The sequence below is a fragment of the Bradyrhizobium sp. 45 genome (genome assembly GCF_023073155.1).
In the GTDB taxonomy this organism is placed as follows: Bacteria; Pseudomonadota; Alphaproteobacteria; order Rhizobiales; family Xanthobacteraceae; genus Bradyrhizobium; species Bradyrhizobium canariense_D.
The window spans coordinates 154,029-177,560 of record NZ_JADPIX010000122.1 but is presented as its reverse complement, the minus strand read 5'-3'; the positions used below and the strand labels follow the sequence as shown (position 1 = coordinate 177,560).

At 64.8% G+C, this 23,532-nt stretch carries 25 protein-coding genes, 1 other RNA gene and 1 pseudogene; 18 read left to right on the top strand and 9 right to left on the bottom strand.

Going from position 1 to position 23,532, the window contains the following annotated elements; translation table 11 throughout:
* Positions 1-21: 21 nt before the first annotated feature.
* The 6 genes from IVB42_RS21105 to dapE all read left to right on the top strand — a co-directional run bounded on the left by IVB42_RS21105 (position 22) and on the right by dapE (position 4,744).
* Complete coding sequence (locus IVB42_RS21105) at positions 22-927, top strand: LysR family transcriptional regulator (protein ID WP_018453030.1); 906 nt, start codon at positions 22-24, stop codon at positions 925-927.
* A gap of 109 nt (positions 928-1,036) precedes the next feature.
* Positions 1,037-1,396, top strand: coding sequence for a carboxymuconolactone decarboxylase family protein (locus IVB42_RS21100; RefSeq protein WP_018453029.1), 360 nt, complete (start codon positions 1,037-1,039; stop codon positions 1,394-1,396).
* A 4-nt stretch (positions 1,397-1,400) separates the two neighbouring features.
* Entirely contained in the window at positions 1,401-1,856 is a 456-nt protein-coding gene (locus IVB42_RS21095; protein WP_231189775.1) for a DUF302 domain-containing protein, read from the top strand.
* A gap of 126 nt (positions 1,857-1,982) precedes the next feature.
* The gene (dapD, locus tag IVB42_RS21090; protein ID WP_026232441.1) at positions 1,983-2,828 is read left to right on the top strand and encodes a 2,3,4,5-tetrahydropyridine-2,6-dicarboxylate N-succinyltransferase; all 846 of its coding nucleotides are present in this window, start codon (positions 1,983-1,985) and stop codon (positions 2,826-2,828) included.
* A 102-nt stretch (positions 2,829-2,930) separates the two neighbouring features.
* Entirely contained in the window at positions 2,931-3,581 is a 651-nt protein-coding gene (locus IVB42_RS21085) for a DUF805 domain-containing protein (protein WP_018453026.1), read from the top strand.
* Positions 3,578-4,744, top strand: a complete 1,167-nt coding sequence (gene dapE / locus IVB42_RS21080) for a succinyl-diaminopimelate desuccinylase (protein WP_018453025.1) — start codon at positions 3,578-3,580, stop codon at positions 4,742-4,744. Before IVB42_RS21085 ends, dapE begins: the two co-directional genes overlap by 4 nt.
* 164 nt (positions 4,745-4,908) lie before the next feature.
* On the opposite strand, the gene truA is transcribed toward dapE, so the two are convergent.
* From truA to def, 3 genes are all read right to left on the bottom strand, one after another.
* Positions 4,909-5,646 (bottom strand): tRNA pseudouridine(38-40) synthase TruA, encoded by a 738-nt coding sequence (gene truA / locus IVB42_RS21075; RefSeq protein ID WP_026232440.1) that lies wholly within the window; start codon positions 5,644-5,646, stop codon positions 4,909-4,911.
* 120 nt (positions 5,647-5,766) lie between these two features.
* Positions 5,767-6,690 (bottom strand): methionyl-tRNA formyltransferase, encoded by a 924-nt coding sequence (gene fmt, locus IVB42_RS21070; RefSeq protein ID WP_018453023.1) that lies wholly within the window; start codon positions 6,688-6,690, stop codon positions 5,767-5,769.
* 12 nt (positions 6,691-6,702) lie between these two features.
* The gene (gene def, locus IVB42_RS21065) at positions 6,703-7,227 is read right to left on the bottom strand and encodes a peptide deformylase (protein ID WP_007597693.1); all 525 of its coding nucleotides are present in this window, start codon (positions 7,225-7,227) and stop codon (positions 6,703-6,705) included.
* 171 nt (positions 7,228-7,398) lie between these two features.
* On the opposite strand from def, the gene rmuC reads away from it, so the two are divergent.
* The 3 genes and pseudogenes from rmuC to IVB42_RS21050 all read left to right on the top strand — a co-directional run bounded on the left by rmuC (position 7,399) and on the right by IVB42_RS21050 (position 10,414).
* On the top strand, positions 7,399-8,598 hold the full coding sequence (rmuC, locus tag IVB42_RS21060) for a DNA recombination protein RmuC (protein ID WP_247369112.1): 1,200 nt from the start codon (positions 7,399-7,401) through the stop codon (positions 8,596-8,598).
* A gap of 62 nt (positions 8,599-8,660) precedes the next feature.
* A pseudogene (locus IVB42_RS21055) lies at positions 8,661-8,963 on the top strand (GIY-YIG nuclease family protein).
* An 86-nt stretch (positions 8,964-9,049) separates the two neighbouring features.
* Positions 9,050-10,414, top strand: a complete 1,365-nt coding sequence (locus IVB42_RS21050; RefSeq protein WP_018453019.1) for an MFS transporter — start codon at positions 9,050-9,052, stop codon at positions 10,412-10,414.
* A 139-nt stretch (positions 10,415-10,553) separates the two neighbouring features.
* Here the strand turns inward: IVB42_RS21050 and IVB42_RS21045 are convergent, their stop codons facing one another.
* The 5 genes from IVB42_RS21045 to ffs form a co-directional block, all read right to left on the bottom strand.
* The gene (locus IVB42_RS21045) at positions 10,554-10,991 is read right to left on the bottom strand and encodes a hypothetical protein (protein ID WP_026232439.1); all 438 of its coding nucleotides are present in this window, start codon (positions 10,989-10,991) and stop codon (positions 10,554-10,556) included.
* A 26-nt stretch (positions 10,992-11,017) separates the two neighbouring features.
* Entirely contained in the window at positions 11,018-11,620 is a 603-nt protein-coding gene (recR, locus tag IVB42_RS21040) for a recombination mediator RecR (RefSeq protein WP_018453017.1), read from the bottom strand.
* A gap of 1 nt (position 11,621) precedes the next feature.
* Entirely contained in the window at positions 11,622-11,951 is a 330-nt protein-coding gene (locus IVB42_RS21035) for a YbaB/EbfC family nucleoid-associated protein (RefSeq protein ID WP_007597704.1), read from the bottom strand.
* A gap of 105 nt (positions 11,952-12,056) precedes the next feature.
* Positions 12,057-13,874: a DNA polymerase III subunit gamma/tau gene (locus IVB42_RS21030; protein ID WP_018453016.1), complete on the bottom strand. Its 1,818-nt coding sequence runs from the start codon at positions 13,872-13,874 to the stop codon at positions 12,057-12,059.
* Positions 13,875-13,968: 94 nt separating this feature from the next.
* An RNA gene (gene ffs / locus IVB42_RS21025) (signal recognition particle sRNA small type) lies at positions 13,969-14,065 on the bottom strand.
* Between the two features lie 193 nt (positions 14,066-14,258).
* On the opposite strand from ffs, the gene IVB42_RS21020 reads away from it, so the two are divergent.
* The 9 genes from IVB42_RS21020 to IVB42_RS20980 all read left to right on the top strand — a co-directional run bounded on the left by IVB42_RS21020 (position 14,259) and on the right by IVB42_RS20980 (position 21,747).
* Positions 14,259-15,104: a transporter substrate-binding domain-containing protein gene (locus tag IVB42_RS21020; protein WP_018453015.1), complete on the top strand. Its 846-nt coding sequence runs from the start codon at positions 14,259-14,261 to the stop codon at positions 15,102-15,104.
* A gap of 124 nt (positions 15,105-15,228) precedes the next feature.
* Positions 15,229-15,891, top strand: coding sequence for an amino acid ABC transporter permease (locus IVB42_RS21015; protein WP_018453014.1), 663 nt, complete (start codon positions 15,229-15,231; stop codon positions 15,889-15,891).
* Positions 15,888-16,685 carry an amino acid ABC transporter ATP-binding protein gene (locus IVB42_RS21010; RefSeq protein WP_018453013.1) on the top strand — a complete coding sequence of 266 codons (798 nt, stop codon included), beginning with the start codon at positions 15,888-15,890 and terminating at the stop codon, positions 16,683-16,685. Before IVB42_RS21015 ends, IVB42_RS21010 begins: the two co-directional genes overlap by 4 nt.
* Positions 16,685-17,440 (top strand): SDR family oxidoreductase, encoded by a 756-nt coding sequence (locus IVB42_RS21005; protein ID WP_018453012.1) that lies wholly within the window; start codon positions 16,685-16,687, stop codon positions 17,438-17,440. Before IVB42_RS21010 ends, IVB42_RS21005 begins: the two co-directional genes overlap by 1 nt.
* Positions 17,437-18,564, top strand: a complete 1,128-nt coding sequence (locus IVB42_RS21000) for a muconate cycloisomerase family protein (protein ID WP_018453011.1) — start codon at positions 17,437-17,439, stop codon at positions 18,562-18,564. The genes IVB42_RS21005 and IVB42_RS21000 overlap by 4 nt, the downstream gene beginning before the upstream one ends.
* A 275-nt stretch (positions 18,565-18,839) precedes the next feature.
* Positions 18,840-19,259, top strand: a complete 420-nt coding sequence (locus IVB42_RS20995; protein WP_018453010.1) for an HIT family protein — start codon at positions 18,840-18,842, stop codon at positions 19,257-19,259.
* Between the two features lie 11 nt (positions 19,260-19,270).
* Entirely contained in the window at positions 19,271-20,209 is a 939-nt protein-coding gene (gene nudC / locus IVB42_RS20990; RefSeq protein ID WP_018453009.1) for an NAD(+) diphosphatase, read from the top strand.
* A 7-nt stretch (positions 20,210-20,216) separates the two neighbouring features.
* On the top strand, positions 20,217-21,170 hold the full coding sequence (locus IVB42_RS20985; RefSeq protein ID WP_018453008.1) for a sugar kinase: 954 nt from the start codon (positions 20,217-20,219) through the stop codon (positions 21,168-21,170).
* A gap of 67 nt (positions 21,171-21,237) precedes the next feature.
* A complete protein-coding gene (locus tag IVB42_RS20980; protein ID WP_018453007.1) occupies positions 21,238-21,747 on the top strand; it encodes an Lrp/AsnC family transcriptional regulator in 510 nt (169 codons plus the stop codon).
* Positions 21,748-21,889: 142 nt separating this feature from the next.
* On the opposite strand, the gene IVB42_RS20975 is transcribed toward IVB42_RS20980, so the two are convergent.
* Positions 21,890-23,389, bottom strand: coding sequence for a phosphomannomutase/phosphoglucomutase (locus IVB42_RS20975; RefSeq protein ID WP_018453006.1), 1,500 nt, complete (start codon positions 23,387-23,389; stop codon positions 21,890-21,892).
* Positions 23,390-23,532: the final 143 nt, after the last annotated feature.

The window sequence follows — 23,532 nt, the reverse complement described above, 5'->3', positions numbered from 1 at the left end:
CGCAGCAACGCAGGAGCGACCGTGCCTCAGAAGCCGACAGACTTGGCTGCGATCGAATGGGAAGACCTGCGCTACTTCCTGCACCTGGCTCGCGAAAAAAGCCTCTCGGGTGCCGCACGAAAGCTGGGCACCACGCAACCGACAATGAGCCGGCGCCTCGAACTGTTCGAAAGCAAGCTCGGTGCGATCCTGTTCGACCGCCTTCCGTCCGGCCTTCGGCTCTCCGACACCGGACGGCAGATTCTCGATTATGCCGAGAGGATGGAGGACGCAGCACTGGCGGCGCAGCGGATCGCAGTCGGCAGCAGCGCTGGACTGACCGGAACGGTGCGCGTGACCTCGCCCGAATGGCTCGGGGCACGGATCCTCTCGCCTTTGCTGGCGAAGTTCTGCGCGGCGCATCCGACCGTCACCGTCGAGCTGGTTACTGACGCCGAGGCCCTGAGCCTCACGTGGCGGGAGATAGATGTCGCCCTACGCTTCGGGCGCTTCCAGCAGGACGGACTGATGCAGCGGAAGATCGGCAGCATTCCGTTCCAGCTTTATGCTGCTGCTGCCTATCTCAAGGCAAAGGGACCGCCCGATTTTTCGGACGGTGGCGCCGACGCTGCGCTCATTACAATGAACGCGGCGCTCGCCGAAAGCGTTGCGGAGACGAAGTGGCTGCGTCGCTATTTGCCGCAGGCACATGTTGGATTCTGCAGCAATAGCCGCGATGGTCAGGCCGCTGCGGCCGCCGCCGGCGCGGGGCTGGTTTGCTTGCCGACTCGGCTGGCCTCGGCCTATCCCGCGCTTCGTTCGATCAAGACGCCGGCGCCCGTCCCGAGCCGCGAGCTGTGGCTGGGATTTCATCGCGACACCGGCAAGGTCCGGCGGGTTCGCGCCGTGGTGGACTTCATCGCGGGAGAATTCCGTCAATTCGCCTGACGCTTCGGCAAGCTGTATAGCGGCCATACGCCCATAGCTGATGGCTCCCGCGAGACCGCACGTCTATCTCTCGAGCTCGGCAACAACCCGCCGTTCGAGGAGAGAGACAATGATGATGGATTGGAGCGCCTATCGGAGCGACTTGCTGGCGCGGATCGGCGACATTGGTGCCCTAAGCCCGGCGACGCTGAAGGGCTATCGCGAACTTGGCGCGGCTGGCCCCCAGACAGGAAAGCTGGACGGAAAGACGCGCGAGTTGATCGCGCTGGCGGCGGCCGTGACCGCCCGCTGCGACGGGTGTATTGCGGTTCACGCCGCCGCCGCCGCACGTTTCGGCGCGAGCCGTGAGGAGCTCGCCGAGGCCCTCGGCGTGGCGATTGCGATCGGTGCGGGGGCGTCGTTGGTCTACTCGGCACGGACGCTCGAAGCGTTCGATGCGAGCCGGGCACCGAAGCCGGGCGAAGGCTGATCCGATGACGCAAACACCGCAACCTGTGGCCTTCTCCGGATGCGGTTCGGCCGCAAGCTCGTTTCAACGGTCGGTCACCTCTTCGTTGACCGTCGAAGAGGTGGTCACCCGCTTGAAGCAGGGAATCATTGCGGCAGACCTCTGGATCCTGCACGAGATCGACCCGCAAATGCTGCTCAGTCGTGGCGGCTTCGCCATCGGCCCCGCGCGTCAGGTCCTGTTTTTCCACCCACGCCTGATGTCGCGGCTGCTGACCGCCGATAGCGCGGCGCTGCTCGAGGCCCCCCTGAAGTTCGCCGTGATCGGCTTTCCAGACGGTCAAGCCGAACTGCGATGGCTTGATCCGGCTATGGCCTTCGCGCGCTACCGTTCACCGGCATTGACCGAACTCGGAAATGAGCTCGCCGGCCTCTGCGAGGGTATCGTGAACGGCATCGATCTCGCGGGCACATCAAAATAGCCGCCGGCCATGTCCCGGGCGCGTCCGAACGCGCCGGGACATGGCCGACTGCGTTCTTGACTCTCTCGCTCCAAGTCCCGAAAAAGCGATCCAAATTCCCCGCAAATGCTGCTCAAGGATCGCCAAATGTCCCTGTCCGTCCTCGAATCCACCATCAACGGCGCCTTCGAGGCGCGCGACGGCGTCTCGACCTCGACCAGGGGCGAGGTCCGCGAGGCCGTGGATCACGCGCTGGAGATTCTGGACAAGGGTGAGGCCCGCGTTGCCGAGCGCGGGGCCGACGGCAAGTGGAAGGTCAATCAATGGCTGAAGAAGGCGGTGCTGCTCTCGTTCCGCCTCAACGACATGGGCGCCATTTCCGGCGGCCCCGGCAAGGCGGCCTGGTGGGACAAGGTGCCCTCGAAGTTCGACGGCTGGGGCGAGAACCGCTTTCGGGATGCCGGTTTCCGTGCCGTCCCCGGCTCCATCGTGCGCCGCTCCGCCTTCATCGCCCGCAACGTCGTGCTGATGCCGTCCTTCGTCAATCTCGGCGCCTACGTCGATGAATCCACCATGATCGACACCTGGTCGACCGTCGGCTCCTGCGCGCAGATCGGCAAGCGCGTGCACATCTCCGGCGGCGTCGGCATCGGCGGCGTGCTCGAGCCGCTGCAGGCCGAGCCCGTGATCATCGAGGACGATTGCTTTATCGGCGCGCGCTCCGAGGTCGCCGAGGGCGTGATCGTGCGCAAGGGCGCGGTGCTGTCGATGGGCGTGTTCCTGGGGGCGTCGACCAAGATCGTCGATCGCGAGACCGGCGAGATCTTCATCGGCGAGGTGCCGGAATATTCGGTCGTCGTTCCCGGCGCGCTGCCCGGCAAGCCCATGAAGAACGGCCAGATCGGCCCGAGCACCGCCTGCGCCGTCATCGTCAAGCGCGTCGACGAGCGCACGCGCTCCAAAACCAGCATCAACGAGCTGCTGCGGGATTGATTCGCGGCACCAGCTGCCGTACGACACCGAGGGTCCATCGAACCCGCCCTCCCCCCATCGCGACCAACATCCGGGCGACCTTTCCCGCCCGGAGCCTTTGGAATGGACTGGATCTGGTATCTCTTCCGCTTCGACGGCCGCATCAACCGCGCGCTGCTGTGGCAGGCGCTGCTGCTCGTCATGATGCTGGCCTGCATGCTCGGGATGATCGACCAGGCCATCAAGGTGCTGAACGGGGCGGCAACTTTCGCCTTCAACTTCAAGGTCGACTTCGATTTCGGTGTCGACGACATCTTCAACGTGGTCGATCCCAGGGCCTATCGTCAGCTGGCTACGGCCGATCGCGCGACCCTCATCCTCAAAGTGTTCGGCACTTTGCTATTCCTGTGGATCTATCTCGCAACCGCGACCAAGCGGCTGCACGATCGCGACCGGAGCGGCTGGTGGCTGGTTCCGTTCTTCGTCGTGCCTGCGTTGTTCGACCAGTTCTCGGACCTGCTGCCCACCAATTCAAACTGGGTTCTTGCCGTCGCCTGGGCCGTGCACATTCCGTGGTTTTGGGGCCTCGTGGAAATGTTCATTGTGCCCGGCACCTCGGGCGACAACCGGTTCGGCCCCGATCCACTGGCCGTCCTTGAAGATGGCTCCGCGCCCGCACCTTCGACGAAAAGCTGGGACCAGCAGAGCGAGATCGAATTTGTCCCGCCCAGTGCTAGCCCACCCGGCGGCATGCATGTTAAGCGGGGCGCATGACCGATGCTCTCTCGATTGCCCGCGATCTCATCCGCTGCCCCTCGGTAACCCCCGCCGATGCCGGTGCACTGGGCGTGCTCGAAAAAGCCCTCAATGCGGCAGGCTTCACATGCCACCGCGTGACTTTCAGCGAGCCCGGCACCGCCGACGTCGACAATCTCTTTGCGCGGATCGGCACTGACGGGCCGCACATCACCTTTGCCGGCCACACCGACGTGGTACCGCCGGGCGACGAGAGCGCCTGGAGCGTCGGCGCGTTCTCGGGCGAGGTGAAGGACGGCTTTCTGCACGGCCGCGGCGCGGTCGACATGAAAGGCGGCATCGCCTGTTCGGTCGCCGCGGTGCTGGAGCATCTGGCCGCGAACGACGGCAAGCCGCGCAGCGACGGCAAAGGTTCGATCTCCTTCCTGATCACCGGCGACGAGGAAGACGTCTCCATCAATGGCACCATCAAGCTGCTGCAGTGGGCGGCCGAGCGCGGCGAAAAATTCGACCATTGCGTGCTCGGCGAGCCCTCCAATGTCGAGACCCTCGGCGACACCATCAAGGTCGGCCGCCGCGGCTCGCAATCCGGCACGCTGTATGTCGACGGCGTGCAGGGCCATGTCGCCTATCCGCACCGCGCCGCCAATCCGGTGCCTGATATCGCGCGGCTGATCGTGGCCATCTCGGACGAGCCGCTCGACCATGGTAGCGCGCAGTTCCAGGCCTCCAACCTCGAATTCACCTCGGTCGACGTCGGCAACACCGCCAACAACGTCATCCCGGGACAAGCGCGCGCAAAATTCAACATCCGCTACAACGACAACCACACTCAGGCGAGCCTGCGCGAGCTGGTCGAGATGCGGCTGACAAAAGCCTGCGGCAACCGCATTCGCGCCCGCATCGTCTGGGAGCCCTCGAACTCGAACGTGTTCGTGACCAAGCCCGGCCCGTTCACCGATCTCGCGGTGTCCGCGATCGAAGAAGTGACGGGCCGCAAGCCGGAGCTGTCGACCTCAGGCGGCACCTCGGACGCGCGCTTCATCTCAAGCTATTGCCCGGTGATCGAATTCGGCCTGGTCGGCCAGACCATGCACCAAATCGACGAACGCGTGCCGGTCAGGGACCTGGAGCGGTTGACCAAGGTGTATCGCGGGATTTTGGCGAGGTATTTTGGGTAGGCTCTTCCGCCTGCCCACTCCGCTGTCATCGCCCGACTTGATCGGGCGATCCAGTATTCCAGAGACGACAGTGACTGAGCCGAGAGGCCACGGCTACTGGATGCCCCGGTCAAGCCGGGGCATGACAGTGGGGGGATGTAGCGAGAGTACGCGCCCTCATCCCATCAGTAATCCACCTGCATCAGATACAGCCCGTCCGGCGGGGCGACGATGCCGCAGGCGGCGCGGTTGCGTGCGGCGAGCGCTGCGGAGAGATCATCGGCGGTCCAGCGGCCTTCGCCGACCCACATCAGCGACCCCACCATCGAACGCACCTGGCTGTGCAGGAATGAGCGCGCCGAGGTGACTATGGTGATCTCGCGCCCGTCGCGCAGCACGTCGAGCTGATCGAGCGTCTTCTCCGGCGACCTGGCCTGGCACTCGGTGTCGCGGAAGGTGGTGAAATCGTGCTTGCCGAGCAGGCGTTGTGCCGCCGCATGCATCGCATCGGCGTCGAGCCGGCGCGGCACGCGCCAGGCGTGGCCGGCATCGAGTGCGAGATTGGCGCGAGTGTTGACGATACGGTAGCGGTAGTGGCGCTTGATGGCTGAAAAGCGCGCCTCGAAACTATCAGGCACGATATCCGCTTCGAGCACCGCGACAGGATGCGGGCGCAGATGCGCATTCAAGCCGTCGCGAAAACGGCCCGGCGGAAACTGCTTGCCGACATCGACATGCGCGACCTGGCCGCGCGCATGCACGCCGGCATCGGTGCGGCCGGCACCATGGACGCGCGCATCCGCGCCGGTCATCGCCTTCACAGCGGCCTCCAACGCGCCCTGCACCGAGGGCAGCGTCTCCTGCACCTGCCAGCCGAAGAACGGCGCGCCGTCATATTCGATGGTGAGCTTGTAGCGGGGCATCTTGTCCAGTTTCGCTGTCATCGCCCGGCTCGACCGGGCAATCCAGTACTCCGCAGCCTATCCGTTCGACCGAGAAGCCTCGGCGTACTGGATACCCCGCCTTCGCAGGGTATGACAGCGTCAGGTGAATTTGGCGCCGGTCTTCAACGGCACGCCGCGCAGGAAGTCCGCGGCCTGCATGCGTGCCTTGCCTTCGCGCTGGAGCTCGATCAGACGGATTGCACCCTCGCCGCAGGCGATGGTGAGGTGATCGTCGAGCACCTCGCCGGGTGCGCCCGTGCCTTTCGCCAGCTCGCAGCGCAGGATCTTGACCCGCGCATTCTCAAGTTCGGCCCAGGCGCCGGGAAACGGCGACAGGCCGTGGATATGGCGCAGCACCTCGCGCGCGGGCCTGGTCCAGTCGATCCGCGCCTCGGCCTTGTCGATCTTGGCGGCATAGGTGACGCCGTCCTCGCTCTGCTGCTTCAGCTGAAGCCCGCCGCGCGCCAGCGCGGCCATGGCGCGCACCATCAGATCGGCACCGAGCCGCGACAGACGATCGTGCAGATCGAGCGCGGTCATGTTGTCCGTGATCGCGAGCCGTTCCGCCATAGCGACGTCGCCGGTGTCGAGGCCAACATCCATCTTCATCACCATCACGCCGCTCTCGGCATCGCCGGCCATGATCGCGCGGTTGATGGGAGCGGCACCGCGCCAGCGTGGCAGCAGCGAGGCGTGCAGGTTGTAGCAGCCGAGCTTTGGCGCATCGAGGATCGCCTGCGGCAGGATCATGCCATAGGCGACGACGACGGCCGCATCGGCGTCAAAGGCGCGAAACTCTTCCAGCGCCTCCGGCGTTTTCAAAGTCTTCGGCGTCAGCACGGGCACACCGAGCTTTCGCGCGGCCTCTTCCACCGGGGTCGGCTGCAATTGCAGCCCGCGCCGTCCGCCGGGCTTCGGCGCGCGCGTGTACACGGCCGCGATCTCGTGGCCATGCGCGACGAGCTCGAGCAGCGTCGGCACGGAGAAATCGGGCGTGCCCATGAAGATCAGGCGGAGGGGCATCGACAGAGAACCTCACTCCGCGCGCTTGGCGGCTTTCTCGAACTTCTTCAGCACGCGGTCGCGCTTGAGCTTTGACAGATAGTCGACGAACAGCACGCCGTTGAGATGGTCGATCTCGTGCTGGATGCAGGTGGCGTAGAGGCCTTCGGCGTCCTCCTCGTGCACCTTGCCGTCGAGATCGGTGTAGCGCACCCGCACCTTCGCAGGGCGCTCGACCTCCTCGTAATATTCGGGGATCGACAGGCAGCCTTCCTCGTAGACCGACAGGTCCTCCGAAGAGGCGATGATTTCCGGATTGATGAAGACGCGCGGCTCGGGCTTGGTCTCGCCGTCCTGGTCGGGCTTGGCGAGGTCCATGGTGATCAGCCGCAACGGCTGCGCGATCTGGATCGCCGCGAGCCCGATGCCGGGCGCGTCGTACATGGTCTCGAACATGTCGTCGGCAAGCTTGCGGATCTCCGGCGTGACCTTCTCGATCGGCTTGGAGACCAGACGCAGCTGCTTGTCGGGCAGGATGATGATTTCTCTGAGGGCCATGGCCGCGATTTAAGCCGCGCGTTCGATGCGGTCAATGCGGCCGGGAACCCCGTTAACCCTCCGCTAACCATAAAACTTCAGGTTTCGTTAACCATAAAAATTAACAGAGCATTTACCATAAATGTTCGCTATTCGTTCGTGTCTCGAAGCGAATCGGCTAGAAGCAGGGGCATGAACGAGATCATTTTCATGCTTGGCGACTGGCCGGTGCGCACCGTGGACGCGCTGATCGGCTTCGGCGCCCTGGTCCTTATCCTGCTGCTCGTGATTGCCGTCGTGATCGCGCGGTCAGGGCGGCGCGGCGCGGAACTCGCGATGGCCAACGCCATCCGCGCCGACGAGCTCGAGGAGTGCATCAGCCAGATGCTGCACGCCCAGAGCGAGGCTTCGGGGCGAGTCGACGCCATGACCCAGACGCTGGCCGGCCGCCAGGCCGACATGGCGCGCGCGGTCAACGAGCGGCTGGATTCGGTGACCCACCGCGTCGGCCAGTCCATGGAGCACTCGACCCGCAACACCATGGAGAGCCTGCACGCGCTGCACGAGCGGCTCGGCATCATCGACAGCGCGCACAAGAACCTCACCGACCTCACCACGCAGGTGACGACCCTGCGCGACGTGCTCGCCAACAAGCAGTCGCGCGGCGCCTTCGGTCAGGCGCGGATGGAAGCGATCGTCCAGGACGGTCTGCCGAAGGGCGCCTACGAGTTCCAGTTCACGCTCTCGACCGGCAAGCGTCCGGACTGCGTCGTGTTCCTGCCCGACCAGCGTCCGCTCTGCATCGACGCGAAATTTCCGCTGGAGGCGATGACCGCGCTGCATGATGCGCGCACCGACGAGGAAAAGCGCATCGCCACGCAGCGGCTGCGCGGTGACGTGATGAAGCATGTCAGCGACATCGCCGAAAAATATCTCGTCGCCGGCGAGACCCAGGAAATGGCGTTGATGTTCGTGCCGTCGGAATCGGTCTACGCCGAGATCCACGACGGTTTCGACGACGTGATCCAGAAGGCGTATCGCGCCCGCGTCGTGCTGGTGTCGCCGTCGCTTTTGATGCTCGCAATCCAGGTGATGCAGCAGATCATGAAGGACGCGCGCATGCGCGATGCCGCCGACCAGATCCAGACCGAAGTGATCAAGCTCGGCGACGACCTCGGCCGCCTGCGCGATCGCGTGCTGAAATTGCAGAAGCACTTTGCCGACGCGAACGAGGACGTCCGCCAGATCCTGATCTCCGCCGACAAGATCGAGAAGCGCGCGGGGCGCATCGAAGAGCTCGATTTCAGCAAGAGCGATGCCCCCGAAGCCCCGCATCTCGTGGCGACCGGCGCTGCCGAGTTGTTCCCGAGGAAGCTCCAGGCGGGGGAGTAGAATATAGAACACACTGTCGTCGCCCGGCTTGACCGGGCGACCCAGTATCCCAGAGACGGCAGATGGGCGGGCGCTGCTACTACGTGTACATTCTCGCCAGCAAGATGGGCGACACGCTCTACATTGGCGTAACGAACGATCTCATCCGCCGTGTGGCCGAACACAAATTGCAGTTAGTCGAGAGCTTCACGAAGGAATAGGGCGTTGTGAAGCTAGTCTATTTCGAGCAATTCGATGATCCCGAGAATGCGATAAAACGCGAGAAGCGCCTGAAAAAATGGACGCGCGCCTGGAAGATTGCGCTGATCGAGAAGGATAATCCCGATTGGAACGATCTCTATGCGGAGATCGCGGGCCCTCCATAACTCCGGCCTCTGGAATACTGGGTCGCCCGGTCAAGCCGGGCGACGACACCTCACTTGTGGCTCTCAGAATCTGCTAACACCACCCCATGACCGCACCCGACGCGACCTCCCCTGCCGGCCCCGGCACGGCCCCCACCTCCTGGCGTGACAGCCTTGCCGTTTACCTGCAGCCGCGGGTGCTGATCGTGCTGTTCCTCGGTTTCTCGTCCGGGCTGCCGCTGGCGCTGTCGGGCTCGACGCTGCTGGTGTGGATGCGGGAATCCGGCGTCGATCTCAAGACCATCGGGCTGTTTGCGCTGGTCGGCACGCCCTACACGCTGAAATTCCTTTGGGCGCCGCTGGTCGATGCGATGCATGTGCCGCTGTTCACGCGCGCCTTCGGGCGGCGCCGCGGCTGGCTGCTGTTCTCGCAATTGCTGCTGATCGCAGCGATCCTGCTGCTGGCGCTGACCGATCCCGCGCGCTCGCCGTTCTACGTCGCGCTCGGCGCATTGCTGGTGGCGACGGCCTCGTCGACGCAGGACATCGTGGTCGACGCCTTCCGCGTCGAGAGCCTGCCGGAGAGCGAGCAGGCCGCCGGCATGGCGTCCTATGTCGCGGCCTATCGCATCGGCATGCTGGTCTCGACCGCCGGCGCGCTGTTCATCGTCTCCGGCTTCGAGAGCACCGGCATCACCCGCACGTCCGCCTGGATGTGGGGCTATGTGGTGATGGCGGCGATGGTCCTGATCGGGACGATCACGGCGCTGGTCGCGACCGAGCCCGAGCAGTCATTGCGGGCGGAAGCCGCGACGCAGACGCAGACCGCGCTCGCGCGCGTGCTGCACGCGGCAATCGGCGCCTTCTCGGAATTCCTGACGCGCAAGGACGCGCTTGCGGCACTCGCCTTCGTCGTGCTGTTCAAGTTCACCGATGCCTTTTCCGGCACGATGACCGCGCCGTTCGTGATCGACCTCGGCTTCTCCCGCAACGACTATGCGGCGATCGTGAAGGGCGTGGGCCTTGCTGCGACTCTGATCGGCGGCTTTGCCGGCGGCTTCGTCGCGCGGCGCTATTCGCTTGCGACCAGCCTCTGGATCGGCGGCGTGGTGCAGGCGCTCGCGAACCTCTCCTTCTCCTGGCTGGCCTTCGTCGGCACCAGCCAATGGGCGCTCGCCTTCGCCATCACCTGTGAGAACTTCACCAGCGCCATCGGCACGGTGATCTTCGTCGCCTATCTTTCGGCGCTCTGCCAGAACCCGCTGCACACGGCGACGCAATATGCGCTGCTCACCGCGCTTGCCGCGGTGGGGCGGACCTATCTCTCGTCAGGCGCCGGCTTCGTGGCTGATACCACCGGCTGGCCGCTGTTCTTCGTGATCTGCATGCTGGTGGCGATCCCGAGCCTGGTGCTGCTGGCCTGGTTGCAGAAGCGCGGGCATTTTGATGCGCTGGGGCCGGTGCGGGTTTAGCGCAACGCCGTCATGGCCGGGCTTGTCCCGGCCATCCACGCCTTGCTACGCGGCGCCAAAAACGTGGATGCCCGGGACGAGCCCGGGCATGACGAAAAACAGATGCGCTTATATGTGTGGCGAGCAAACGGGGCGCCCCCTACTGCTTCTTGATCAGGCTCCATTTCGTGATCACGGCCTCGCTCATCTGGCCGGGATCGCTGGCGCAGGCGACTTCGTCGACCTTGACCGAGATCTCCTTGCCGGCAAACGTCTTCAGCTGCGCTGCCTGCGCGTCGCCGCTGGGAACGAGCTGGAAGGTTTCGGGTCCGGTCTCGAGATTGCACAGCCCGCTCGGCGGCGGCAGTCGGCGCGGCTCGGAGGTGATCTGGTAGGTCGCAACCCGCTTGCCGACGTTCTTGACGTCGCGCACTTTCATCGTGTTCAGCTCGCCCGACAGCACCTCCCCGGCATTGATCGGCTTGCCGGGCTTCGACGGCGGCGGAGCCCCGTCGTCCTGTTGCGCGGAGATGGCCGGCGTCGCCAGCATCGTCAGCGTCGCGACCAAAGCCCATCGTGTGGCGAAAAGTTTCGTCATGTCGTCCGTTCCGTAAGTCTGGATGGCTAGAACAGGGTGCGCTGCCGCATCGCGGCCGATAGCGTACCTTCATCGAGATAATCAAGCTCGCCGCCGACCGGCACACCATGGGCGAGCCGGGTTACTTTTACGTTGGCGTCCTGAAGCAGGTCGGTGATGTAATGTGCCGTGGTCTGGCCGTCGACGGTGGCATTCAGCGCCAGGATGACCTCATGCACCTGTGCCTCATGCGCGCGCGCGACCAGCGCCTCGATGGTGAGGTCCTGCGGGCCGACGCCGTCGAGCGGCGACAATGTCGCACCCAGCACGTGATAGCGCCCTTGAGTGGCATTGGCCCGTTCCAGCGCCCAGAGATCGGCAACGTCGGCGACGACGACGATGATCGAGGGGTCGCGCCTCGGATCGGTGCAGACCGTGCAGGGACTTTGCGTGTCGATGTTGCCGCAGGTCTTGCAGACCTGGACCTTCTCGAGCGCGACCTGCATGGCCGAGGACAGCGGTATCATCAGCGCTTCGCGCTTCTTGATCAGATGCAACGCGGCGCGCCGCGCCGAGCGCGGACCGAGGCCCGGCAGCCGCGCGAGAAGCTGGACCAGCCGCTCGATTTCAGGACCCGCAACAGCGCCCATCCTACTGGCCGAACAGCCCCGACAGCCCCGGCGGCAGACCGAGCCCGCCGGTGAGCGACTGCATCTTCTCCTGCATGGCGGCTTCCGCCTTGCGGCGGGCCTCGCCGAAGGCGGTGACGAGCAGATCCTCGAGCACCTCGCGCTCTTCCGCCTTCATCAGCGAAGGATCGATCTTGACGCCCTTGACGTCCATCTTCGCGGTCATGCGCACGGCGACGAGCCCGCCGCCGGAGATGCCCTCGACCTCGACGTTGGCGAGCTGGTCCTGCATCTCCTGCATCTTGGATTGCAGCTGCTGCGCCTGCTTCATCATGCCGAAAATATCGACCATCGGTGCTGTCCTTGGTTGGCGCGATGACTCATCGTCGCGCCTTCGCTGATTGTTTTGAGCGTGATCCAGTCGGAAAAGCGCTGCACGCTTTTTCCGGATCATGCTCTAGAGATCGTCGCCGTCGGAACCGTCGGGCGGATCGTCACTGCCATAGTCGGCGTTAATATCGGATTCCGGCGCCTCGGGGGCAAGCCTGCGGACCTCGACGACCTTCGCACCCGGAAACCGCGACAGCACCTCGCGCACGCGCGGATCGGCCTCGGCGGTGCGCGCATGTTCCTGCTTGGCCGCCTGGCTTACCGAGCGCAGCGTCGGCTGGCCCGGCTCGTTGGAGACGATCACGGTCCAGCGGCGCCCGGTCCAGAGCTCGAATTTTCGCGCGAGATCGGAAATCATGGTCTTGGAGGCGTTCGGCTCGAGCGCGACTTCCAGCCGGCCCTCCTCGAAACGAACGAGGCGCATGTCGCCTTCGAGCGCGCCCTTGGTCAGGAGGTCGCGCTTCTGCCCGGCCAGGGCAACGAGCTGGGTGAAGCTCGTGACGCGCAACACGGGCGTGGCAGCTTGCGGATCCGGCGCGGGTGTTGCCATCTGCGGACGAGCACCACCGCCGCCGAACGAGGACGGTGACGAATTCGGCATGCGAACGGGAGCCGCGGACGCCACCGGCCCGGCCGGCGCGTTGCGCGCGGCACTGCCGCCGCTCACGACCGGCGAACCACCGCCGTTCTGCTCCAGCATCTTGATCGCTTCGTCAGGCGTCGGCAGGTCGGCGACATAGGCGATGCGCACCAGCACCATCTCGGCGGCTGCGGCGGGCCGCGTCGCGGCCTGCACCTCGGTGATGCCCTTGAGCAGCATCTGCCACATCCGCGACAGCACGCGCATCGAGATCTTCGAGGCGAAATCCCGCGCGCGCACGCGCTCGGTCTCGCCATAGGCGACGTTGTCGGCGGTCGCCGGCACGATCTTCACGCGGGTGACGAAATTGACGAATTCGGCGAGATCCGAGAGCACGACGATCGGATCGGCGCCGACGTCGTACTGGTCGCGGAACTCCCTAAACGCGGACGCGATGTCGCCACGCGCCAGAGAATCGAAAAGATCGATGACACGGGTGCGGTCGGCGAGCCCCAGCATCTGCCTGACGGCATCGGCCTTCACGGTGCCTGCCGCATGCGCGATCGCCTGATCGAGCAGCGAGAGCGAATCGCGCACCGAGCCTTCCGCGGCGCGTGCGATGATACCTAGTGCTTCGGGCTCGATCTCGACGTTTTCCTTGGCCGCGATGTTGGCCAGATGCTTCATCAGCACGTCGGCCTCGACGCGGCGCAGGTCAAAACGCTGGCAGCGCGACAGCACCGTGACCGGAACCTTGCGGATCTCGGTCGTTGCGAACACGAACTTGGCGTGCTCCGGCGGTTCCTCCAGCGTCTTCAGGAAGGCGTTGAACGCCGCCGTCGACAGCATGTGGACTTCGTCGATGATGTAGACCTTGTAGCGGGCGCTGGCCGGCGCGTAGCGGACGCTGTCATTGATCTGACGGACGTCGTCCACGCCGGTGTGCGAGGCCGCGTCCATCTCCAGCACGTCCATGTGCCGGCTTTCCATGATGGCCTGGCAATGCACGCCGAGCGTCGGCATCTGGACCGTCGGGCCCTTCACCGAGCCATCCGGCATCTCGTAGTTGAGCGCGCGGGCAAGGATGCGCGCAGTGGTGGTCTTGCCGACCCCGCGGACGCCGGTGAGAATCCAGGCCTGCGGAATGCGACCGGTCTCGAACGCATTTGAGACGGTGCGGACCACGGCTTCCTGGCCGATCAGATCGTCGAACGAGGAAGGACGGTATTTCCGCGCCAGCACCCGGTAGGGCGTGCTGGCCCGGCCGGCGCTGTCAGGGTTGGGAGGGGCGCCAGCGTCGGTCATCGGTCGATCCGCAATGAAGTGTCTTTCGGCCGGCTTTGCGGAAAGGAGCGCGCTGGCGGCCCGAGCCGCCGGCGCAATTCGCTCGGAAAAACAGGTAGGAGACTGACGAGCGACCCGATCCGGACCTCGTTAGGGCTGCTTCCTTCCGGACCTGACCCGGTTGGCGAGTGGCTCGTCCACCGCCAATCTCCCGGCCCCTATTTGGGGCCAAAAGGACCGGAAAGCAAGCGGGTATCGGCTTGAACAGGCGCGGCTTCATGGTGGCTTGCCCAGCATCCGGGCAATTCCTGGTCTGCCCAGCCGATAGGCTGTGCTTTCACTGCCGGAGGCGCCTTGGTAAGAACGCTGCCGGAACTTCTTCCAACAGAAAAGCGATTGATCCCAATGGTTACACGTCGTGATGTTGCATCGATTGTCGGACTTGGCGCGATTGGCGCGGCGACGCTGGCCTCCCCTGCCGTGGCGCAGACCGCCGATACCAACGAATCGACCTTCGCCCGCATCCGCCGCACCAAGAAGATGCGGATCGGCGCGGTCGGCGGCGGCGCGCCCTATTACATGAAGGATCTTTCGACCGGCCAGTGGAAAGGCTTTTACGTCGACATCGCCAAGGCGCTCGCCGAGGACATGGAGGCCGAGCTCGAGATCACCGAGACCACCTGGGGCAATTCGGTGCTCGACCTGCAGTCCAACAAGATCGACATCTTCTTCGGCCTCAACCCGACCCCGAAGCGCGCGCTGGTGGTCGACTTCTCGGTGCCGGTCTTCAACAACGCCTTCGGCATCCTCTGCAAGAAGGACTTCAAGCCGAAGAGCTGGGCCGAGCTGAACTCGCCCGACATCAAGATCGCGGTCGACCAGGGCTCCTCGCACGACCAAGTCGTGAGCCGCCTGACGCCGAAGGCGCAGATCTCGCGGCTGAAGACCGCCGACGACGCCACCGCCGCGCTCCAGACCGGCCGCGTCGACGCGCAGTGCCTGATCACCATGCTGTCGCTCACGGTGCTGAAGAAAAATCCCTCGCTGGGCCAGTTCGTGCTGCCGACGCCGATCTTTGCTACCACGTCGAACGCCGGCTTCCGCCGCGAGACCGACAAGACCTGGCGCGACTACGTCAACACCTGGATCGACTTCAACAAAGGCCTCGGCTTCATTCGCAACGCCATCATCACCAACATGGAGCTGGTGGGCGTGACCGAGGCGGACATTCCGCCGGGCGTTTCGCTGTAGTCTTCCACTGTCATTCCGGGGCGCCCAAAGGGCGAACCCGGAATCTCGAGATTCCGGGCTCGATGCTTCGCATCGCCCCGGACGACAATGCCGGCGGTCAAGGCGTTCGACGAGTAACACACGCATGTATCAGTGGGACTTCGGCATCCTCTGGAGCTATCGCTGGCTCTTTCTCAACGGGCTCGGCGTCACCGTAGGCTTCACCGTGGTCATCGTCGTGCTTGGCCTCGTCTTCGGCCTGTTCGGCGCGTTCGGCACCCTGTCGCGCTTTCGCGCGGTGCGCCTGCTCGCGCTCACCTTCATCGAGGCGTTCCGCTGCACGCCGATCCTGGTGCAGCTGATCTGGTTCTATTACGCGCTGCCGATCCTGGCGGGTGTCGAGATGACCCCAATCACGGCGTCGGCGCTGGCGCTGTCGCTCTATGGCGGCTCGTTCTATTCGGAGATCATCCGCGGCGGCATCATCTCGATCGACCGCGGCCAGTCCGAAGCCGGTGCCGCGCTCGGTATGACCCCGGGACAGAGCATGCGGCGCATCGTGCTGCCGCAGGCGATCAAGCGCATGATCCCGGCGCTGATGAACCAGTCGATCATCCAGTTCAAGAACACCTCGCTGGTCTCGGTGCTGGCGGTGCCTGATCTGGTCTATCAGAGCCAGGTCGCCGCCCATGACAGCTACCGTCCGCTGGAAACCTACACCGCCGTCGCGGTCGCCTATGCGGCGATCCTGATCCCCCTGACCATCATGGTCCGGCGCGGCGAGAAGCGACTGGCGGTCGGCGAATGAGCGACACCTCTTCCAAGATCGAGATCCGGGCGCTGCGCAAAAGCTTTGGCAGCAACGAGGTTTTGAAGAGCATCAGCCTGGATGTCGCGAAGGGCGGCGTCGTGGCGCTGATCGGCCCGTCCGGCTCCGGCAAGTCGACGCTGCTCCGCTGCATCAACCTCCTGGTGACGCCCGACGGCGGCAGCGTTCGCGTCGGCGACACCCGCTTTTCGTTCGGCGAGGGTACGAAGCTCCCCGATGTGAAGACGCTGGCCAAATTCCGTACCACCACCGGCATGGTGTTCCAGCATTTCAATCTGTTCCCGCACATGACGACGCTGCAGAACGTGATGGAGGGACCGGTCACGGTGCGGCGCATGGCCAAGGCGGACGCCGAGAAGCTGGCGCGGGCCCAACTCACGAAGGTGGGCCTTGCAGAGAAGGCCGACCAATATCCGGCAACGCTCTCCGGCGGACAGAAGCAGCGCGTCGCGATTGCGCGGGCGCTCGCCATGGAGCCGGACGTGATGCTGTTCGACGAGGTCACCTCCGCGCTCGATCCCGAGCTTGTCGGCGAGGTCTTGAACGTCATGCAGCAGCTGGCGTCGGAGGGCATGACCATGGTGATCGTCACCCACGAGATCGCCTTTGCCCGCGAAGTCGCCGACCGTCTGATCTTCATGCGCGACGGCGTCGTGGTCGAGGAAGGCCCGGCGCGACAGGTGATCGACAATCCGCAGGAAGGAGCGACGCGCGCGTTCCTCAGCCATTTCCACCGCACCGGCGCGCTGCCGCCGGTTACAACGGCATCGTGATGTCCGAAATCGATCGCGTCTATCTTGTCACCGGCGCCGCCAGCGGCATCGGCCGCGCCACCGCAAAACTGCTCGCGGGGCCCGGCACTGCGCTGCTGCTGCACACGCGCTCCAACGCAGCCGGCCTCGACGCCACGGCGGCGGAAGCCGAAGCGCAAGGCGCGATCGTCGCAAAATGCCTCGGCGATCTCGCCGAGGAGACCGCGGCCACCGACACCGTCGCCGCTACGCAACGTGCCTTCGGCCGGCTCGACGGATTGATCCTGATCGGCGGCCATGCCCGGCGCGGCAGCGCCATCGGTACGCCGGCGGATCAGTTCCGCAAGGCAATGGACGAGTCGGCGCTGGCGTTCACACGGTTGGTGGACGCCGCGCTGCCGCTGCTGCGTGCAGGGCGAGATTCGCGGATCGTGGCGGTGTCGTCGTTCGTCGCTCACGCGATCCGGCCGGAGTTCGCGCCCTTTGCAGCGACGGCCGCGAGCCGCTCCGCGCTCGAAGCGCTGGTGCGGCTCACCGCAGTCGAGCTCGCCAGGGAGGGCATCACCGTCAACGCCGTCGCGCCGGGCCTGATCGTCAAGGACAAGCCCAGCGAAAGCCGGCTTACACCCGAGCAGATCGCCGCGACCGAGACGCTGATCCCGATGGGCCGCCGCGGGCGACCGGAGGAAGTCGCCGAGATCATCGCCTTCCTGGCATCCCCAAAAGCATCCTACGTCACCGGCCAGGTCTGGCACGTCAATGGAGGCCTGACATGACCGAAGCCACCATCGAACGTCTCAGGCTGTTCCTGATCGAGAGCCCGATCAAGATGGCGCGCCTCCAGGGCGTCGGCAACGTCAAGGGTACGGTGAAGCGCGTGCTGCTGGAGCTCACGTCGAGCGACGGCGTGATCGGCTGGGGCGAGGCGGCACCATGGGAAGTGTTCACGGGAACGCCGGAAGCGGCGTTCGCCGCGCTCGACATCTATTTGCGGCCAATCGTGCTCGGCAAGTCGGTGCGCCGCATCCGCGCGCTGATGGCCGAGCTCGATCGTGCGCTGGTCGGACATGCCGAAGCCAAGGTCGCGATCGAGATGGCGCTGCTCGACATCGTCGGCAAGTCGTCGGGACTTTCGGTCGCCGACCTGCTCGGCGGGCGCGTACGCGACACGATCCCGCTGTCGTTCTCGATCGCCGATCCGGATTTCGCCGCCGATCTCGAACGCATGCGGAAGATGGTTCCGGACGGCAATTTGATCTACAAGGTCAAGACCGGCGTGAAGCCGCATCGCGAGGATCTCGATCATCTCGCGGCGATCCGGAAAGAATTCGGCGACAAGGTCGATCTACGCGTCGATTACAACCAGGCGCTGGCGCCGTTCGGCGCCATCAAAATCCTGCGCGATATCGAGCAGTTTGCGCCGACCTTCATCGAGCAGCCGGTGCCGCGCAAATTTCTCGACGTGATGGCGCAGCTCACCGCGGCGCTGGAAACGCCGGTGCTCGCCGACGAAAGCTGTTTCGACCGCCGCGACATGATGGAGGTGGTGCGCCGCGAGGCGGCAGATGCCGTCTCGATCAAGCTGATGAAGGCCGGCGGCCTGTTCGAGGCGCAGGCGATCATGGCGATCGCTGACATCGCGGGCCTGCCCGGCTATGGCGGCACGCTGTGGGAGGGCGGCATCGGGCTTGCCGCCGGCACGCAGCTGATCGCCGCGACGCCGGGCATCTCGCTCGGCTGCGAATTCTACATGCCGCATCATGTGCTGACCGAGGACGTGCTGGAAGAGCGCGTCGCCAATCGCGGCGGCCACGTCGTGGTGCCGGACGGTGCCGGCCTCGGCATCCGCGTCAGCGAAGCCTCGGTCCGCGCCAATGCGCGGGTGTTGGCGGAGGGGTAAAGGCACGCCCCCACCGTCGTCCTGGCGAAAGCCAGGACCCATTGCCCCAAAGAGAAGTTGCGGCACGAGGTCGGTAACCCCGAATCTTCGCCAAACCCAATCCGATGGTAATGGGTCCTGGATCGGCGCTGCGCTTGTCCAGGACGACGATCGCGTATGCCGCCTCTGCGGAGCGCCATCCTTCCCCAATCAGATTCCGTATCGTATGGTCGCAGCAAATATTCAGGGGTTCCGCCCCGCCATGCCCGATCCCATCGGGCCATCCGGAAACCTTTATGTCCGAACCCGCCTGGTCGCTGCACTCCCGCCTGAAAGAGGACACTATCGACATCGGCGATTTGCCGCTGTGCAAGGTCTTGGTCATCAAGGACGCGCATTATCCCTGGCTGCTGCTGGTGCCGCGACGCGCCGACGCGGTGGAGATCATCGACCTCGACGAGGTGCAGCAGGCGCAATTGATGACGGAGATCTCCCGCGTCTCGCGCGCGCTGAAGGAGATCACCCAATGCGACAAGCTCAACATCGCGGCACTCGGTAACCTCGTGCCGCAGCTTCACGTCCACATCATCGCGCGCCGCACCAGTGACGCCGCCTGGCCGCGGCCGGTCTGGGGCGTGATGCAGCCCTTGGCGCACGACGCCACCGAGGTGCAGAGTTTCATCAGCGCGCTTCGCCGCAAGATCTGGTTGGGTTGAAAGAACAAGAAATGTCAGCATTCGACTCGTTTCCACTGGGACAACCCGCCTTCGTCACCAACATTCTCGACCGCGCCGCGCATCTGCGCCGCGACGACGAAAAGCTGTTCGCGATGGAGCAGAAGCCGTCGTCGCGCGCCTATGTGGTCTATCGCGACTCACTGCTGGTGAAGCGCGAGGGCGACAAAGTGCGCGCGCTGCTCGGAATCGACGAGGCGTTGAAATGCGGCGCCAATCCCGGCACGATCTTCTTAGGCTTGCGCGGCGGCGCCGCGATGTTCGGGATGGGCCTGTCGCAGGCCGCGTCCGAGAAGCTGATCGGGCGCGAGGACTACGCCCTCAGCGAGCTGCGCGGCATGGCGATGCAGGGCGCGGTGCCGCCGCAGGAGCTGTCGGCGATCGCGATGGCGAAGTCGATGGTGAGCTGGCATCAGCGCCACGGCTATTGCGCCAATTGCGGCACGCGTACCGCGATGAAGGAAGGCGGCTGGAAGCGGGAGTGCCCGAGTTGCAAGGCCGAGCATTTCCCGCGCACCGACCCTGTCGTGATCATGCACGTCGCCGCCGGCGACAAATGCCTGCTCGGCCGCCAGAAGCAGTTTCCGCCGGGCATGTATTCCTGCCTCGCCGGCTTCGTCGAGGCCGCCGAAACCATCGAGGACGCGGTGCGCCGCGAGATTTTCGAAGAATCCGGCATTCGCTGCACCGAGGTGCAATATTACATGACCCAGCCCTGGCCCTATCCGTCGTCGCTGATGATCGGGTGCAGCGCGCGGGCGGTGAGCGAGGACATCGTCGTCGATCACTCCGAGTTGGAGGATGCGCGCTGGTTCACGCGCGAGGAGGCGGCCTTGATGCTGACGCGGACGCATCCTGACGGGCTCGCCGGCCCGCATCCGTTTGCGATTGCGCATCACCTGCTCGGCCGCTGGGTGCACGACAAGAGCTGAGACGGAGATGGCTGCACCAGGGATCGCGCCGCGCATCCTCTGCATCGGCATTCCCGTGCGCGACCTGACCTTTCGTGTCGAAACCGTGCCCGCGCGCGGCAGCAAGGCGAATGCCAGGCATCTCGCGGAGATTTGCGGCGGCAACGCACTCAATGCCGCGATCGCTATCGCTCGGCTTGGTGGCCGCGTCGCGTTCGCAGGTCCGATGGGCGATGCGCAGGAGACGTCGAGCGGCTTCATTCTCGACCGCATGACATCCGAAAATATCGACACAAGCCATATCGTGCGCATACCTGATGCGAGCACGCCCGTCTCTGCCATCATCATTGACGCGACGGGCGAGCGAACGCTCACGATCTATCGCGATCCGGCCCTGTGGACAGTCGAGCTGCCCGACGCCGACAAGCTGCTCGCCGATTGCCGGGCGGTTCTCGTCGAAAGCCGCTGCGCCGCGTTCGCAACTTCGCTCTGCACCGAGGCACGCCGGCGCGGCATTGCCGTCATCGTCGGCGTCGACCGCGCGATGTCGTTGCAGGACAGCCTGCTCACGGCCGCCTCACATCTGCTGTTCGCCAGTGACCAGTTGCAGGAGACAGCCGGCATCCCCGATGACGGCGCGGCATTGAAGCGCCTGGCCGCGCTCACGCCCGCCTTCCTCGCCGCCACCCGCGGTCCGTATGGCACGATCTGGCTGAACGAGACCGGCGCATTGGAGCAGACGCCGGCCTTCCCGGTTCAGGCCGTCGATACGCTCGGCGCCGGCGACGTCTTCCATGGCGCCTTCACGCTTCGCTTCGCCGAAGGTGGCGGCGTGCGGCAGGCGCTGCGATTCGCCGCGGCCGCCGCGGCGCTGAAATGCACCCGTCCTGGTGGCGGCCTGGCCGCCCCGCAACGCGTTGAAGTTGAAGAGCTTTTGAGCACGTCGCCGGCGGCGACGTTGGAGCGGGCGCCAAGATTATAGACTTGCTATAGAAAGATTTTCTCTATATCAGGGAAAACGTCCCTTGAAATGGAACAAAGTTCTTCAAATGACCGATCTCGCCGTCCCACTCCCCGAGACCAGCCGCCGCCTCGACGCCATCGACCGCAAGATTCTGATGGTGCTGCAGGACGATGCCTCCCTCTCCGTCGCCGAGATTGGCGACCGCGTCGGCCTGTCCTCGACCCCCTGCTGGAAGCGCATCCAGCGCTTGGAGGCCGACGGCGTGATTACCAAGCGGGTGGCGCTGGTCGACCAGAACAAGATCGGGCTCGGCATCTCCGTGTTCGTGTCGGTCGAGAGCTCCGACCATTCCGACGCCTGGCTCAAGAGGTTCGCCGACGCCGTCAGCGCCATGCCTGAGGTGATGGAGTTCTATCGCATGGCCGGCGACGTCGATTACATGCTGCGCGTCGTCGTCGCGGACATGCAGGCCTATGACGTGTTCTACAAGAAACTGATCAGCGCCGTGCCGCTGAAGAACGTCACCTCGCGCTTCGCGATGGAGAAGATCAAGTCGGTCACCGCGCTGCCGATCCCGGCTGTGGTTGCGGCTTAAGGCTCACCACACGCAAACTGTCATCGCCCGGCTTGACCGGGCGATCCAGTATTCCAGAGACGATGATGGGGTTCGGATAAGCCGCGTACTGGATGCCCCGGTCAAGCCGGGGCATGACAGCAGGTGAGACTAGCCTCGCGCCTCAAATCTTCTGATTGTACTCGCCGACTTCGGGATGGGTGCGCAGCACGCTGTTCACCATCTCGAACATGTCGTGCATGCGCTGCTCGGAGACCGGGCTCTCGACCACGACAACGAGCTCGGGCTTGTTGGAGGAGGCACGCACCAGGCCCCAGCTGCCGTCCTCGACCGTGACGCGGACGCCGTTGACGGTGACGAGATCGCGGATCGACTGGCCGCCGATCTTGGCGCCCTTGGCCTGCAAGGCCTCGAAGTGCTTCACCACCTTGTCGATGACGCCGTATTTGGTCTCGTCGGCGCAATGCGGCGACATCGTCGGCGACGACCAGGTCTTCGGCAGCGCGTTCTTGAGATCGGCCATCGACTTGCCGGGGGCGCGGTCAAGCATATCGCAGATCGCCAGCGCCGAGACGAGACCGTCGTCATAGCCGCGTCCATACGGCTTGTTGAAGAAGAAGTGGCCGGACTTCTCGAAGCCGGCGAGCGCACCCGTCTCATGGGTGCGGCGCTTCATGTAGGAATGGCCGGTCTTCCAGTAGGTGGTTTTTGCACCCTGCTTCTGCAGCACCGGATCGGTGATGAACAGGCCGGTCGACTTCACGTCGACGATGAACTGCGCGTCCTTGTGGATCGCGGACATGTCGCGCGCCAGCATCACGCCGACCTTGTCGGCAAAGATCTCCTCGCCGGTGTTGTCGACGACGCCGCAGCGATCGCCGTCGCCGTCGAAGCCGAGACCCACATCGGCCTTGTGCTGCAGCACCGCGTCGCGGATCGCGTGCAGCATCTCCATGTCTTCGGGGTTCGGATTGTATTTCGGGAAGGTGTGGTCGAGCTCGGTGTCGAGCGGGATCACCTCGCAGCCGATCGCCTCCAGCACCTGCGGCGCGAATGCGCCGGCGGTACCGTTGCCGCAGGCCGCGACAACCTTGAGCTTGCGCTTGAGCTTCGGGCGGCTGGTGAGATCGGCGATGTAGCGCGCCGGATAATTCTCGTGGAATTGATAGGAGCCGCCGGCCTTGTTCTTGAACTCGGCGCCCAGCACGATCTCCTTCAGCCGCGTCATCTCGTCGGGACCGAAGGTCAGCGGGCGGTTGGCGCCCATCTTCACGCCGGTCCAGCCATTGTCGTTGTGCGAGGCCGTGACCATGGCGCAGCAGGGCACGTCGAGGTCGAACTGCGCGAAATAGGCCATCGGCGTCACCGCGAGCCCGATGTCGTGCACCTTGCAGCCTGCTGCCATCAGGCCGGAGATCAGCGCATATTTGATCGAGGCCGAATAGCCGCGGAAATCATGACCGGTGACGATCTCCTGGCTGACGCCGAGTTCTGCGATCAGCGCGCCCAGCCCCATGCCGAGCGCCTGGATTCCCATCAGGTTGATTTCCTTCTGGAACAGCCAGCGCGCGTCGTATTCGCGAAAGCCCGTGGCCTTCACCATCGGCTCGGATTCGAAGGCATAGGTGTTGGGCAGCAACACGGATTTCGGCTTGGGGAACATTGAGACGGTCTCGTGAAAAAAGAGCCAGGATTTGATGCAGCCTTAGCGAATGCCGGGCTGCAGCGGAAGGCGGGAATGGCAGCTTATGGATGATAATTGCGGCAGTTTGGTAACGGGGAAATCTGTCCGCGAGAGCGATCGAA

What these genes read in the sequence shown, in the direction of transcription:
- IVB42_RS21100 (WP_018453029.1), top strand. Translation starts at nt 1,037, where the DNA reads ATGATGATGGATTGGAGCGCCTATCGGAGCGACTTGCTGGCGCGGATC.
- IVB42_RS21095 (WP_231189775.1), top strand. Translation starts at nt 1,401, where the DNA reads ATGACGCAAACACCGCAACCTGTGGCCTTCTCCGGATGCGGTTCGGCC.
- dapD (WP_026232441.1), top strand. Translation starts at nt 1,983, where the DNA reads ATGTCCCTGTCCGTCCTCGAATCCACCATCAACGGCGCCTTCGAGGCG.
- IVB42_RS21085 (WP_018453026.1), top strand. Translation starts at nt 2,931, where the DNA reads ATGGACTGGATCTGGTATCTCTTCCGCTTCGACGGCCGCATCAACCGC.
- dapE (WP_018453025.1), top strand. Translation starts at nt 3,578, where the DNA reads ATGACCGATGCTCTCTCGATTGCCCGCGATCTCATCCGCTGCCCCTCG.
- truA (WP_026232440.1), bottom strand. Translation starts at nt 5,646, where the DNA reads ATGCCCCGCTACAAGCTCACCATCGAATATGACGGCGCGCCGTTCTTC.
- fmt (WP_018453023.1), bottom strand. Translation starts at nt 6,690, where the DNA reads ATGCCCCTCCGCCTGATCTTCATGGGCACGCCCGATTTCTCCGTGCCG.
- def (WP_007597693.1), bottom strand. Translation starts at nt 7,227, where the DNA reads ATGGCCCTCAGAGAAATCATCATCCTGCCCGACAAGCAGCTGCGTCTG.
- rmuC (WP_247369112.1), top strand. Translation starts at nt 7,399, where the DNA reads ATGAACGAGATCATTTTCATGCTTGGCGACTGGCCGGTGCGCACCGTG.
- IVB42_RS21050 (WP_018453019.1), top strand. Translation starts at nt 9,050, where the DNA reads ATGACCGCACCCGACGCGACCTCCCCTGCCGGCCCCGGCACGGCCCCC.
- IVB42_RS21045 (WP_026232439.1), bottom strand. Translation starts at nt 10,991, where the DNA reads ATGACGAAACTTTTCGCCACACGATGGGCTTTGGTCGCGACGCTGACG.
- recR (WP_018453017.1), bottom strand. Translation starts at nt 11,620, where the DNA reads ATGGGCGCTGTTGCGGGTCCTGAAATCGAGCGGCTGGTCCAGCTTCTC.
- IVB42_RS21035 (WP_007597704.1), bottom strand. Translation starts at nt 11,951, where the DNA reads ATGGTCGATATTTTCGGCATGATGAAGCAGGCGCAGCAGCTGCAATCC.
- IVB42_RS21030 (WP_018453016.1), bottom strand. Translation starts at nt 13,874, where the DNA reads ATGACCGACGCTGGCGCCCCTCCCAACCCTGACAGCGCCGGCCGGGCC.
- IVB42_RS21020 (WP_018453015.1), top strand. Translation starts at nt 14,259, where the DNA reads ATGGTTACACGTCGTGATGTTGCATCGATTGTCGGACTTGGCGCGATT.
- IVB42_RS21015 (WP_018453014.1), top strand. Translation starts at nt 15,229, where the DNA reads ATGTATCAGTGGGACTTCGGCATCCTCTGGAGCTATCGCTGGCTCTTT.
- IVB42_RS21010 (WP_018453013.1), top strand. Translation starts at nt 15,888, where the DNA reads ATGAGCGACACCTCTTCCAAGATCGAGATCCGGGCGCTGCGCAAAAGC.
- IVB42_RS21005 (WP_018453012.1), top strand. Translation starts at nt 16,685, where the DNA reads ATGTCCGAAATCGATCGCGTCTATCTTGTCACCGGCGCCGCCAGCGGC.
- IVB42_RS21000 (WP_018453011.1), top strand. Translation starts at nt 17,437, where the DNA reads ATGACCGAAGCCACCATCGAACGTCTCAGGCTGTTCCTGATCGAGAGC.
- IVB42_RS20995 (WP_018453010.1), top strand. Translation starts at nt 18,840, where the DNA reads ATGTCCGAACCCGCCTGGTCGCTGCACTCCCGCCTGAAAGAGGACACT.
- nudC (WP_018453009.1), top strand. Translation starts at nt 19,271, where the DNA reads ATGTCAGCATTCGACTCGTTTCCACTGGGACAACCCGCCTTCGTCACC.
- IVB42_RS20985 (WP_018453008.1), top strand. Translation starts at nt 20,217, where the DNA reads ATGGCTGCACCAGGGATCGCGCCGCGCATCCTCTGCATCGGCATTCCC.
- IVB42_RS20980 (WP_018453007.1), top strand. Translation starts at nt 21,238, where the DNA reads ATGACCGATCTCGCCGTCCCACTCCCCGAGACCAGCCGCCGCCTCGAC.
- IVB42_RS20975 (WP_018453006.1), bottom strand. Translation starts at nt 23,389, where the DNA reads ATGTTCCCCAAGCCGAAATCCGTGTTGCTGCCCAACACCTATGCCTTC.